At 30.2% G+C, this 12,326-nt stretch carries 14 protein-coding genes; all 14 read left to right on the top strand.

Annotation, left to right across the window (positions count from 1 at the left end):
* The first annotated feature begins 38 nt into the window (after positions 1-38).
* The 14 genes from rsxC to HGAG_RS03805 all read left to right on the top strand — a co-directional run bounded on the left by rsxC (position 39) and on the right by HGAG_RS03805 (position 12,325).
* Complete coding sequence (gene rsxC, locus HGAG_RS03865) at positions 39-1,355, top strand: electron transport complex subunit RsxC (RefSeq protein WP_019117999.1); 1,317 nt, start codon at positions 39-41, stop codon at positions 1,353-1,355.
* Positions 1,356-1,366: 11 nt separating this feature from the next.
* Entirely contained in the window at positions 1,367-2,305 is a 939-nt protein-coding gene (locus HGAG_RS03860) for an RnfABCDGE type electron transport complex subunit D (RefSeq protein WP_019117998.1), read from the top strand.
* The gene (locus HGAG_RS03855; RefSeq protein WP_019117997.1) at positions 2,298-2,837 is read left to right on the top strand and encodes an RnfABCDGE type electron transport complex subunit G; all 540 of its coding nucleotides are present in this window, start codon (positions 2,298-2,300) and stop codon (positions 2,835-2,837) included. The genes HGAG_RS03860 and HGAG_RS03855 overlap by 8 nt, the downstream gene beginning before the upstream one ends.
* Before the next feature lie 11 nt (positions 2,838-2,848).
* Complete coding sequence (gene rsxE, locus HGAG_RS03850) at positions 2,849-3,514, top strand: electron transport complex subunit RsxE (RefSeq protein WP_019117996.1); 666 nt, start codon at positions 2,849-2,851, stop codon at positions 3,512-3,514.
* 8 nt (positions 3,515-3,522) lie between these two features.
* On the top strand, positions 3,523-4,098 hold the full coding sequence (rsxA, locus tag HGAG_RS03845) for an electron transport complex subunit RsxA (protein WP_004838526.1): 576 nt from the start codon (positions 3,523-3,525) through the stop codon (positions 4,096-4,098).
* 12 nt (positions 4,099-4,110) lie between these two features.
* A complete protein-coding gene (locus HGAG_RS03840; protein WP_019117995.1) occupies positions 4,111-4,908 on the top strand; it encodes an RnfABCDGE type electron transport complex subunit B in 798 nt (265 codons plus the stop codon).
* A gap of 98 nt (positions 4,909-5,006) precedes the next feature.
* Entirely contained in the window at positions 5,007-5,408 is a 402-nt protein-coding gene (locus HGAG_RS03835) for a NusG domain II-containing protein (RefSeq protein ID WP_280101254.1), read from the top strand.
* Complete coding sequence (locus tag HGAG_RS03830; RefSeq protein ID WP_019117993.1) at positions 5,405-5,923, top strand: Gx transporter family protein; 519 nt, start codon at positions 5,405-5,407, stop codon at positions 5,921-5,923. The genes HGAG_RS03835 and HGAG_RS03830 overlap by 4 nt, the downstream gene beginning before the upstream one ends.
* Positions 5,916-6,596: a RadC family protein gene (radC, locus tag HGAG_RS03825; protein ID WP_019117992.1), complete on the top strand. Its 681-nt coding sequence runs from the start codon at positions 5,916-5,918 to the stop codon at positions 6,594-6,596. Before HGAG_RS03830 ends, radC begins: the two co-directional genes overlap by 8 nt.
* A 9-nt stretch (positions 6,597-6,605) precedes the next feature.
* Positions 6,606-7,619 carry a rod shape-determining protein gene (mreB, locus tag HGAG_RS03820; protein ID WP_004838531.1) on the top strand — a complete coding sequence of 338 codons (1,014 nt, stop codon included), beginning with the start codon at positions 6,606-6,608 and terminating at the stop codon, positions 7,617-7,619.
* A gap of 55 nt (positions 7,620-7,674) precedes the next feature.
* Positions 7,675-8,259, top strand: a complete 585-nt coding sequence (mreC, locus tag HGAG_RS12300; protein WP_280101245.1) for a rod shape-determining protein MreC — start codon at positions 7,675-7,677, stop codon at positions 8,257-8,259.
* Positions 8,253-8,450 carry a rod shape-determining protein MreC gene (locus tag HGAG_RS12295; RefSeq protein ID WP_280101244.1) on the top strand — a complete coding sequence of 66 codons (198 nt, stop codon included), beginning with the start codon at positions 8,253-8,255 and terminating at the stop codon, positions 8,448-8,450. Before mreC ends, HGAG_RS12295 begins: the two co-directional genes overlap by 7 nt.
* A 9-nt stretch (positions 8,451-8,459) precedes the next feature.
* Positions 8,460-8,951 carry a rod shape-determining protein MreD gene (gene mreD / locus HGAG_RS03810; RefSeq protein ID WP_019117991.1) on the top strand — a complete coding sequence of 164 codons (492 nt, stop codon included), beginning with the start codon at positions 8,460-8,462 and terminating at the stop codon, positions 8,949-8,951.
* An 11-nt stretch (positions 8,952-8,962) separates the two neighbouring features.
* Positions 8,963-12,325, top strand: coding sequence for a penicillin-binding transpeptidase domain-containing protein (locus HGAG_RS03805; protein WP_019117990.1), 3,363 nt, complete (start codon positions 8,963-8,965; stop codon positions 12,323-12,325).
* The last annotated feature ends 1 nt before the right edge of the window (position 12,326 follow it).

The raw sequence follows: 12,326 nt of genomic DNA, 5'->3' as shown, positions 1-12,326 counted from the left end.
TATAATGCTAGTATACGGATTAAATGAAAGGAGAGATTATGGCTCTAGAAAATTTAACATTTGCTAATGGAGTAAAAATTCCAGAGTATAAGGAATTAAGTGAAAAAAAAGACTTAATTGTTGCAAAAATTCCAAAAACTGTAACAATTCCACTTACTCAACACATTGGAGCTCCAAGTAAATGTTTAGTTAAGAAAAACGATGAAGTGAAAATTGGACAGCTTATCGGCGAAGCTGTAGGAAATTTTTCTTGTAATATTCACTCATCAGTTAATGGTAAAGTTTCAAGTGTAATCGATATCCAAACAGCATCTGGTAAAAACAGCAAAGCTGTTGTTATTGACACAGAAGGCTATGACCAAGAAATTAACTACGAAAGAAAAGACGTTACAAACTTGACTAAAGAAAAAATAGTTGAGGCGATGAAAGAAAATGGTCTTGTAGGTATGGGAGGAGCATCATTCCCAGCACATATTAAATATTCACCAAACAAACCAATTGATACTGTTATTATAAATGGTGCTGAGTGTGAACCTTACGTTACTTGCGATGATTTTATTTTGAAAACAAAACCTGAAGTAATAGTAGATGCTTTGGAATTACTTGTTAAAGCAGTAGATGCAAAAAAAGGAATTATTGCAATCGAAGATAACAAACCAGAAGCAATCGAAAAGGTTAAAAAGGCACTTGCAAATAAAAATTCATCAAAACTTGAAGTGGCAACCATGGTTACCAAGTATCCACAAGGTGATGAAAAAAGAATAATAAATGCAGTATTACATAGAGAAGTACCATCAGGTGGTCTTCCAATGGATGTTGGAGTTATAGTGTCAAACGTTTCTTCAGCAAACGCAGTTTATGAAGCAGTTTATTACGGAAAACCACTAATAGAAAGATATATGACAGTAACAGGTCATGGAATAAAAAATCCTTCAAATTTCCTAGTAAGAATTGGAACAAGTTTTGATCATATGATAGAAGAAGCTGGCGGACTTACAGAAGATGCTGGAAAAGTTATAAATGGTGGACCAATGATGGGAATTGCCCAACCAAATATAAATCAACCAGTAGAAAAAGCTAGTAACTGTATCTTAGTTTTAAACGAAGAAGAATCAAAAGCACCAATTACAAATCCTTGTATAAGATGTGCTAAGTGTGTAAATGTTTGTCCAGTTGGACTTATGCCATTATTAATTCACAAATTTTCATTAAAAGAAAAATTTGATAAGGCACAAGATCTTCATATACTTGATTGTATAGAATGTGGATCATGTTCATATATTTGTCCATCAAAAAGACCTTTGGTTGAAGCTATTAGGTTTGGAAAAAGACAAATTCGTCAAGCAGGAAAGTAGAGGAGAAATAAATGGAAGCAAAAAAATTATTAGTATCATCCTCTCCTCATATGAGAAGCGAGAGAACTGTTACTAAAGAAATGTTAGATGTAATAATTGCTCTTATTCCAACAGGACTTGCAGGAATATATTTCTTTGGAATGAAAGCACTTGTTTTAATGATTGCATCAGTAGCAAGTTGTGTTATTGCAGAATTTATATCTAACAAAGTTATGAAAAGACAATCATCAATAAATGATTTATCAGCAATAGTTACAGGTTTACTTTTAGCCTATAATATCCCAGTTACCATGCCAGTTTGGCAAACAGTAATAGGCGCAGCTTTTGCTATAGTTATTTGTAAGCAATTTTTTGGTGGAATAGGACAAAATATTGTAAACCCAGCTTTGGGAGCAAGAGCATTTTTACTTGCATCTTGGTCAAAAAATATGTCAAATTATGTTGCACCAGGAAAAGTTTCAGCAGTATCAGCTGCAACGGTTTTATCAGGAGGAGAAAAACCAGCTTTATTAGATATGTTTATAGGAAATATGGGTGGATGTATTGGAGAAGTTTCAACTATCGCTATATTAATTGGAGCAGCATATCTTGTAATTAGAAAAGTTATTTCACTAAGAATACCTGCAGTATACATATTAACAACAGCAATCCTATTGATGGTATTTAATAAATCTGTTGATGGAATAATCGAACAATTATTATCAGGTGGTCTAATGCTTGGAGCATTTTTCATGGCAACAGACTATACAACAAGTCCTGTAACAAAAAAAGGAGAAATAATATTTGCTTTTGGTTGCGGACTTATCACTTCACTAATAAGAGTATTCGGTGGATACCCAGAAGGTGTTTCATATTCAATTTTATTAATGAACTTATTAGTTCCTCTTATTGATAGTAAGACAATGCCTAAGGTATTTGGTGTAGCTAGTAAAGGGGCAAAAGATGAATAAAGCATTAAAATTAGGAATTAAACTATTAATAATTACAGCTGTATCAGCTTTAGTATTGGCCTTTACAAATTCAGTTACAGAACCAATTATAAAAAAAGCTGAACAAGAAAAATTAAATGAATCATTAAAAATTGCCTATCCAGAAGGAAAAGACTTTGAAGAAGTTAAGGGAAAATTTCCTGAAGCTGTAAAAGGAGTTTATAAAGCTGATGGAGGCAAAGGATATGTGTTTGATGTAAATTCTAAAGGTGGATATGGTGGAGACATCGAATTTATCGTTGGGGTTGATAGTGAAAATAAATTAACAGGTTTCAGTCCTTTAAAACATTCAGAATCTGCAGGATTTGGTCTTCAAATGGAAGAAGATTGGTTTAAAGAAGGAGTTAAAGGCGTAAGTGTTGACAAGAAAGTCGGTGCATCAGAAGCCGGATCTGAAAACGAAATTGTAGGAATTTCAGGAGCTACATATTCAACTAATACTATCCTTAATGGTATAAATACTGCTCGTGAAGTATTGAAAGATCTTAAGTAGGAGGTAAAGATATGGAAAGACAAACTGGAAAACCTATAGATGTTCAAAAAGAAAAAGAAAAAAGAAAGAAAAAATCTGTAAATTTGGGAAAAGTTTTTAAAGACGGAATATTTTCAAATAACCCAGTATTTGTACAAATGGTAGGAATGTGTTCTGTACTTGCTATTTCATCTTCACTTTCTAATGCGATTGGAATGGGAGCTGCAGTAATTTTTGTACTTACACTTTCAAACTTGGTAATTTCTGTTTTGAGAAATTTTATTCCAGATGAAGTAAGAATTCCAGCTTTTATAGTTGTAATTGCAAGTTTCGTAACTATGGTTCAAATGATTATAAAAGCATACTTGCCAGCACTTGATCAATCACTTGGAATTTTTATTCCACTTATAGTTGTAAACTGTATAATTCTTGCAAGAGCTGAAGGATTTGCTTCACAACAAGGTCCTATAGCATCAATTATTGATGGTATTGGTCAAGGTTTAGGTTATACAATAGCAATTTCTATTCTTGCAGCTATTAGAGAATTATTTGGAAATGGTACATTACTAGATAATAGAATAATTCCTGAAGATTATACAATTGGATTTTTAATTCAACCAGCATCTTCATTTATTATCCTAGGAATCATGTTTGCAGTAGCAGCAGCTATTTCAAACAAGAAGAAAAATAATAAGTAGGAGGAATTATGTCAGAATTATTTTCAATAATTATTGCATCAATATTTGTAAATAATTATGTTTTGGGACAATTTTTAGGAATTTGTCCAACACTTGGTGTAACAAGTAAAGTTGAAACTGCAAAAGGAATGGGAGCTGCAGTAATTTTCGTAGTAACCTTATCTTCAATTATTACTTGGGTTATCCAATATTATATATTAGATCCATTAAAAATTGGATATTTACAAACAGTTGTATTTATTTTAGTAATCGCTTCATTAGTGCAAACAGTAGAGATGATTATGAAAAAATCAATGCCAAATCTTTATGAGGCTCTTGGTGTTTATCTACCATTAATTACAACTAACTGTATAGTACTTGGTGTGGCTATTAAAAATATAAATGAAAGCTATAATTTATTAGAAACAACAATAAACGCAGCAGCAGCTGCAGTAGGTTTCTTAATTGCTTTAGTAATACTTGCTTCTATAAGAGAAAAAATCGAAGATAACGACTTGCCAGAAGCTTTCAAGGGTGGACCTATTACTTTGATTACTCTAGGTCTAATGTCAATTGCCTTTATGGGCTTTGCAGGATTAGCATAGAGGAGAAATGTGATGAATAATATATTAATTCCAACACTTGTATTAGCCATATTAGGATTTGTACTAGCTGGCTTATTAGGTGTTATTAGTAAAAAATTTGAGGTTGAAACAGACCCAATTGTTGAAAGAGTAAGAGATGCACTTCCTGGAGCAAACTGTGGAGCTTGCGGTTATCCTGGTTGTGATGGTTGTGCAAATGCAATTGCAAAGGGAGAAGCTCCTGTTTCTGCTTGTGTAATTGGTGGACAATCTGTAACAGATGCAGTTGCAAGTGCTATGGGAGTTGAGTCAGCTGGAGCTGGGGACAAGCAAGTTGCAGTTGTAAAATGTAATGGAACTTGCGAAAATGCAAAAGATTTATACGAATATGCAGGTCTTGAAGATTGTAGAGCACAAATTGCTTTATTTGGTGGAAAAAAAGCTTGTAATTATGGTTGCCTTGGTTGTGGCTCATGTGTTAAAGCTTGTGAATTTGATGCTATACATATGGTGGATGGAGTAAGTGTTGTAGATAAGGAAAAATGTGTGGCTTGTGGAGCTTGTGTTAAAACTTGTCCAAAAAATATTATTGAGCTTGTTCCTTATTCACAAAAAGCAATTGTAAAATGTTCTTCTCATGATAAAGGAAAAGATGTTAGAGGAAATTGTAAAGTTGGATGTATTGGTTGTTCAATTTGTGCAAGAACTTATCCAGAAGGATTTACAATGGATAATTTCTTATCAAAAGAAACAATATCTGATAATTTAGATCTAAATCTTTTAAAAGAAGCTGCAGAAAAATGTCCTGCAAAATGTATTGATGTTGAATAAAAAATAAGATAAAGATTTGACCATCGAAATAAATCGGTGGTCTTTTTTTATTTGGATTTTTTAAATTGACATTAATCTGTTTTAAATGATAAACTCTTATAAGAGGTAGATATGAAATTAAAAAAAGAGATATTATTGTAATTTTATTACTTTTATTATTAAGCTTGAGTATGGCTTTTTTTGTGCAAAAAATTAAGTCGGGAGAAGATGGAAATTATTTGAGAGTTGAGCTTAATGGGAAAGAATATGGTAAATATCCACTTAATAAAGATAAAAAATTTAAAATTAAAATTGACGATGATGAATTTAATATTGTTGAGATAAAAAATGGGCAAGTTAGTATGAAGGAAGCTAATTGTAGAGATTTGCTTTGTACTCACATGCCTAGTATAAAAAAAGTTGGAGAAACTATAGTTTGCCTTCCTCATAGATTGATTTTAGAAATTGTTTCTGAAAAAGAGGATAGCAATGAGGAAGAAATTGATAAGGTGGTTGGATGAATAATAAAACTTTAAAAGTATATGTAAATTTATCGCTTTTTGTCGCTTTATCTCTTGCTATTTCTTTGATTGAATCTATGGTTCCAATGCCTGTTCCAATTCCTGGTGCTAGGCTTGGTTTTTCGAATATAATAATATTAGTTGCTATTTATATTTATGATTATAAAAAGGCTTTAGCTGTAAGTATATTGAAATCTTTTTTGTTGGTTTTGATTACTGGATCAGTAATGAGTTTTTTCTATTCTTTTGTTGGAGCTATTTTTTCTACAACTGCTATGTATTTTTCACTTAAAAAGGTAGATGATGATTTTTCACTCATTGGAGTAAGTGAAATTGGTGCTTTTTTTCATAATTTAGGTCAAATTATTGTTGCAATATTTTTTATGCAAAATATAAAGATGTTTTATTATTTTCCAGTTTTAGTTTTTATAGGAATTTTTACTGGATTTTTTGTTGGTTTGAGTTCTAATTTTATAATTGAGCATTTAAAGAAACTTGGTGTTATAAATGAATAAAAAAATCAAAGATTTGGACCTTAGTCAAAGACCAAGGGAAAAGTTGAAAAATGAAGGATATGCAAGTTTGAGTGATGAGGAGCTGTTAGCAATTCTTATCGAAACGGGCTCTAAGAAGAAAAATGCTATTGAACTTGCTAGAGAAATTTTAAATACTTTTTCTAGCGAGGAGCTTTTGTCTATAAGTATTGAGCAATTAAATGGAATTGATGGGATAAAACTTGCCAAGGCTAGTAAAATTATTGCCGCTATCCAGCTTGGTAAAAGACTTACTGAGAAAATTGTTAATAAGGAAATCACAAGTATTAATTCTTGTGAGGATGTTTTTAATTTAATGAAAAATAAATTTATAGACACAAAAAAAGAACATTTCTATGCTATATTATTAGATACAAAAAATGTGATTATTAGCAAGGAGTTGATTTCTACTGGGGATCTTAACTCTTCTATTGTTAATCCTAGGGAATGTTTTATTTCGGCTGTAAAAAAGAGTGCAAATTCTGTGATTTTTGTACATAACCACCCAAGTGGAAATCCAAATCCTTCTTGTAATGATAAAGAGATTACTCAAAGATTGGTTAAAGCAGGAGAAATTTTGGATATAAAAGTATTAGATCATATTATTATTGGCAATAATAAATATTTTAGTTTTAGACAAGAAAATATTATATAGGAGAATAAAATGAATTTTAGAATTATGGCAGAAGACCTAGCAATTGATTTGGGTACCAGCTGTATTAAAGTTTTTAAGAAAAATGAAGGGGTTGTAATTTCTGAACCATCTGTTTTAGTTCTTGACCACCAAAATAAGGAAATAAAAGCTATTGGTCAACAAGCTAAGGAAATGATTGGAAAAACTCCTGATGAAATTATAGTACAAAGACCTATTGAAAAGGGTGTTATATCTGATTTTAATTTAACTGAGGCAATGTTAAATTATTTTTTCCAAAAAATAAATCCTGGGTTTTCGGTTGTTCAACCAAGAGTTGTTGTTTGCGTTCCTAGTGGTATTACTGACATTGAACAAAGAGCTGTCGAAGATGCTTCTTTGCATGCTGGAAGTAGGGATGTAATAATGGTTGATGAATCACTTGCGGCTTGTTTTGGAGTTGGACTTACTCCAGAAGATCCAAGAGGTATTTTGACTTTAAATCTTGGGGCTGGAACAAGTGAGATTTGCGTAATAAGCCTTAATGGAATTGTTGCTAGTAAAACTTTAAAAATGGGCGGAGATGACATCGATAAAAATATCCAAAATTTTTTGAGAGAAAAGAAAAAAATCGAAGTAGGTATAAATACAGCAGAGCTTATTAAAAAGGAATTGCTATCACTTAGACTTAAAGATAAGGATATAGGAATGGAAGTTGAAGGTAGAGATGTAAAAGATGCTCAACCTAAAAGAATAAAAGTTACAAGTGAAGAAATAGCACCTTGCATAAGCGAATTTGCTGATAGTCTAATAGAGATGATTTATTTGGTAATGGAAAAAACACCGCCAGAATTATCCAGTGATATTAAAAATGATGGATTTTTAATGACTGGAGGTATGGCAAATGTTAGAGGTCTTCGTGAATATATTGAAAAAATAATAAATTTAAAGGCGAAAATATCTGACAAGCCAGAATTAGATGCTATAAAAGGTGCAGGCTTAATTATGGAAAATCCAGATAGATTTTTAAAATATCAAAGTAGGTAAGTATGGCTTATAGAAGAAAGAAAAAAACAATAAACATTTTTTTATAACGGTTATTTTGTTAGTATTGTTGATATTTACATCAAGCCTTACTGATGATTTGGTAGAGGCTGGTAATAATATAACAAATACCATATTCAAGCCCGTAAACAAAGCTTCTTATTCAATAACTTCAGAAATAATTAAAGCTATAGAAGATACTATTGGTTCAAAGCAAACAAGAGCCGAAGTTGAAAAATTAAAGATAGAAAATCAAAATCTTTTAAAAGAAAATGCTAACTTAATGGAAGTTATTAATAGAAAAGATTTTTTGAAAGCTGAAAATGATGCTATAAAAAATCAAAAATATGAATACGTCAAAGCTCAAGTTATTAATTCTGATGTAAAAAGTATGCAAGAATCATTTTTTATAGACAAGGGTAAAAAAGACGGGATAAAAGTTAATGATGTAATTTTGCAAGCTATAGGAAATAGCGAGTATTCATCTGCTGTTATAGGAAAAGTTGTAAAGGTAAATTCAACAACAAGCAAGGTTGAAACAATCAAAAATTCATCAAATGACGTTTCATTTATTAATTCTAGAAGTGGAGATTATGGGGTTATTGATGATTATAAAAACAAAAAATTAGTGGTTATATGCTAGAAGTTTCTAGTGATGTTAAAAATTCTGATACATTAATTACAAGTGGTATAGGGGGAGTTTATCCTAAGGGTTTATATTTGGGAGAAATTTCTAATGTAATTATGAGCAAGGATTCTCTAAGAAAAAATGTAACTATTGATTCGCCAGCAGATTTTACCCATTTGTATAGGGTTTTGGTTCTTAGAAAGTAAGGTGGATATATGAATAAATTTAAAACATTTTTAATAGCTTTTATTTCTTTTATCCTACAAGTTAGCGTCTTTTCTAAGGTGGATATATTTGGAGCAAATATCAATATTATAGTTGCATTTGTAATATGTTTATCCTTAACACTTGGGTCTAAGAGTGCTTCTTATACGGGGCTTGTTATTGGTTTGTTGGAAGATCTTATGTTTTCAAAAATAATTGGTGTAAGAGCTTTATCATATTTTTTGATAGGTCATGTAGTTGGAGATGAAAAGTTTAGATTTAGTAGCGATAAAAAAACAGGTTTGATTTTAACTTTTGTTTTTACTATATTAAACTTTTTATTTGTAAGTTTAATAACATATATTTTTAATGGGGATATAGTTGTTATTAAAAATTATTTATTTGTACCAATTTTGGTAGAAGCTTTATTGAATACTTTAATGTATTTAATCTATCATATAATAATAAAAAAACTAATGTATATTCCAACATATAGGATATAGGGGTGTAAGTTTTGAGAAAACAAAAAGAAAATAGAATAACTATTTTGCAAATAGTTTTTGGTCTAATGTTTCTTGCTATTTTTGTAAAATTATTTATCCTTATGATAAATCAAGGAGAACATTACAGAGATTTATCAGATAATAGAAAAGTTCAAGAAGTTGATGAAATTGCAAGTAGAGGAGATATTTTAGACAGAAATGGAAATGTTCTTGCTACAACAGTTCCATCTTTTGCTGTGCAATTATATAAAGATAAACTTACAAGCTTGGATGATGAAGATAGGATAAAGGCTGTAAATTCTTTGGTAAATATTTTGGAAGAAGCAGGTGTAAATTACCAAAATGATTTTGATATTAGACTAAATTCATTCCAATACAAAAGTGAGGATGATTATTTCAAAGAAGAAAAATCACCAGAAGATAAAATTGTTGATATAATAGTTGAAAAAAAATTAACAAGAGAAATAGTAGGATCTTTTAGCAACAAAGATGGGATAAAATATGAAACAATAAAAACTGCCCTTCTTGCCTTGAAAAAAAGAGGAATAGACATTCCTATATTAGTTAAGCAAAAAAATAATAAACTTAATTTAGTATATAAGGAAAATGCAAAAGAAAAATTAAAAGCATTAGGTCATAGCACAAAAGATGATCCTCTTGACGTTGTTGTTAGTGCAATTGGCGACGATAAGTCTGTTATAAAAAATATACTTGAAAATAATCAAGCAAGATTATTAACTTATAATATTTTAAAAGAAAAAAATTTAGAATCTAATGTGATTTTAAAAGATTATAGTTTGATGGCAGATGAAAAGCTCATACAAAAAAAAGCTAGTTTAAATGATGGCTATCCAGAAATAAAATTAGATACAAAAGCTAGTGATGATTTTTATGAAATTGTAAAAAAATCTTCAATCAAAGAATTTTTAAAATCAGCAAGCTTAAATGAAGAAGATGGCTCTTACCTAATTCCAGCAGATATTTTGATAGAAAAATTGGAAAACAAAGGTATATATGCAAACTTTACAACAGAAGTAAAAACCGAAACAAAAGATAAAAAAAATATATATTCTGTTGATATAAAATTTAAAAATTCTCAAGCTGGAGATCCAGCAGAAGAATTGGCAAATCTTGCTGATAAACATAAATTATTGAAGGGCGTAATCTTAGATAAAGATTTAAAATATTTGGCACAAAATGCTAATGCTATAAATAACGTCTATCCATCAATCGATATTTCAGAAGATAAGCCTAGCAAATGGGATTATACTTTTAATGTTGCCAAAAAAGATTTCTTTGAATATTATGCAAGCAGAGATAAAAATGAAAGTCGAGATAAGGTTGTAAAAAAACTAAATAAAGCAAAAAGCGCAAAAGAAGTTCTTGATTATATAAAATCAGTATCAGATATAAAAAATGACAATGACTATGAGGCTTGTGGAATTTTGACAATCGATAGCATTATTAATAGGCAAGGCTCATTTGGTTTTAGACCAATTAATTTAGTTTATAATTTAGATGATTCGACTGTTCTAAGAATTGAAGAAAATATTGACAAATCAAAGGGAATTAGTGTGGCAACAATTCCTATAAGATCTTATCCAAATAGAAATTTGGCAAGCCACGTTTTAGGCTACATGGGACCAATTGCAACCGATGAAGAAGTGGAAAAATATGTAAAAAAAGATTCATATTTAAGAGATGAAATTGTCGGCAAAACTGGAATCGAAGAATCATATCAAGATACTCTCAGAGGAAAAAATGGAAAAAGTATTGTAACGGTTGATTCATCAGGAAATAGAATTGAAACATTATCAAAAACTCCATCAGAACCAGGAAATGATGTTTATCTTTCTATAGATGCTAATTTGCAAGCGCAAGCAGAAAAATCTCTTTCAAAAGTTCTAGAATCAATTAGAACAGGTAAAACCTATGAATCTGAATATGGGAATTTTAATACTAGCGAAATTGCTCCTTATTCAACAAATGGAGCAGTTGTTGTAAGTAATGTAAAAACTGGAGAAGTTCTTGCAATGGCTTCATATCCAAGTTATGATCCTAATTTATTTTCTACTGGAATTTCTTCTTCTGATTGGGAAAGCTTACAAGTAGATGATGGTTCATCTGTGCTAGCAGCAAGACCTATGTTAAATGTGGCAAGTCAGACTGCTGTTATGCCTGGATCTACTTTTAAATTAGTAACTTCTTTGGCGGCTTTGGAAAAAGGATTAAATCCACAAATGACAAATTATTGTAATGGTTTTATGGATATAGGAAGTAGGAGATTTTCTTGTTTAATTTGGTCAACAACTGGTACAACTCATGGAGAAGAAAATTTATATGATGCAATTAGAGATTCATGTAACTATTACTTTTATTGTTTGGCTTTGGGAGAAAATCCATCTACTGGCAAAAGCCTTGGATTTAAGCTTGAACTAAGTGATGTAAAAAAAGCTGCTAGTACTTTGGGATTAGATGAAACTTCTGGAATAGAAATAAATATTCCACAGGAATCAAGTGGAAATATACCATCTGTCGAAAAGAAATTAGAAGTTACAAAATCATTAATGAAGAAGTACCTTGATAAAAATATAAAAAAATATTTGAAAAAAAATGTTAAAAAAACAAAATCTGATATTGAAAATGATAAAAATGAACTTGTAAAATTAGCGGATAATCCAAATTCTATAAATAGAAAAAAATTAATTGAAATGATTGATAAAATGGGTTATGAACCATTAGAAATTAAAAAAGATGATAGGGCAGGTCTTGCTGATACTTTAAAATTTACTTATCTAAATCAAGCGAAATGGGATATAACAGATATGTTAAATATAGTTATAGGACAAGGGCAAAATTCATACACGCCACTACAAATGAATAGAGTTATGTCTACAATATCAAATGGTGGTTATTTAAATAAATATACATTAATAAAAGAAGTAACAAACCATAATTCGAAAGATATTTTATATCAAAATCAAGTAAAGCATAAGAAAATTTCTATTAAAGATGATAAATATTTGGAAGATATAAAATATGGTACCTTGTTAGTTGCTCAAAATAATGCTATTTTAAATAGAATGCCTCTTGAAGTTGGAGTAAAAACAGGAACAGCAGAAGTTGAAGGTAAAAATCCAGATGGAAGTGGTTACGACCCTTATGCATGGATGATTGGATTTGCTCCATACGATGATCCAGAAATTGCAATATCAATAATTTTAACTCAAGGGGCAACATCATTTAATGTTTCACCAATTTTTAGAGACATAGTTTGCAAATATTTTGATATAAAAATAAATCCAGATAAGCAAAATCTTCTCAATAAAGTAAAAACCGAAGGTAATAATCAAGAAAATACACAAGGAGAATAAA

This window comes from Anaerococcus obesiensis ph10 (assembly GCF_000311745.1).
Taxonomy (GTDB): Bacteria; Bacillota; Clostridia; order Tissierellales; family Peptoniphilaceae; genus Anaerococcus; species Anaerococcus vaginalis.
Note: the sequence above shows the minus strand (reverse complement) of the source record. Positions and strands in the feature narration are given on the sequence as shown.

Coding starts and splice junctions, on each gene's coding strand:
- rsxC (WP_019117999.1), top strand. CDS start 39: ATGGCTCTAGAAAATTTAACATTTGCTAATGGAGTAAAAATTCCAGAG.
- HGAG_RS03860 (WP_019117998.1), top strand. CDS start 1,367: ATGGAAGCAAAAAAATTATTAGTATCATCCTCTCCTCATATGAGAAGC.
- HGAG_RS03855 (WP_019117997.1), top strand. CDS start 2,298: ATGAATAAAGCATTAAAATTAGGAATTAAACTATTAATAATTACAGCT.
- rsxE (WP_019117996.1), top strand. CDS start 2,849: ATGGAAAGACAAACTGGAAAACCTATAGATGTTCAAAAAGAAAAAGAA.
- rsxA (WP_004838526.1), top strand. CDS start 3,523: ATGTCAGAATTATTTTCAATAATTATTGCATCAATATTTGTAAATAAT.
- HGAG_RS03840 (WP_019117995.1), top strand. CDS start 4,111: ATGAATAATATATTAATTCCAACACTTGTATTAGCCATATTAGGATTT.
- HGAG_RS03830 (WP_019117993.1), top strand. CDS start 5,405: ATGAATAATAAAACTTTAAAAGTATATGTAAATTTATCGCTTTTTGTC.
- radC (WP_019117992.1), top strand. CDS start 5,916: ATGAATAAAAAAATCAAAGATTTGGACCTTAGTCAAAGACCAAGGGAA.
- mreB (WP_004838531.1), top strand. CDS start 6,606: ATGAATTTTAGAATTATGGCAGAAGACCTAGCAATTGATTTGGGTACC.
- HGAG_RS12295 (WP_280101244.1), top strand. CDS start 8,253: ATGCTAGAAGTTTCTAGTGATGTTAAAAATTCTGATACATTAATTACA.
- mreD (WP_019117991.1), top strand. CDS start 8,460: ATGAATAAATTTAAAACATTTTTAATAGCTTTTATTTCTTTTATCCTA.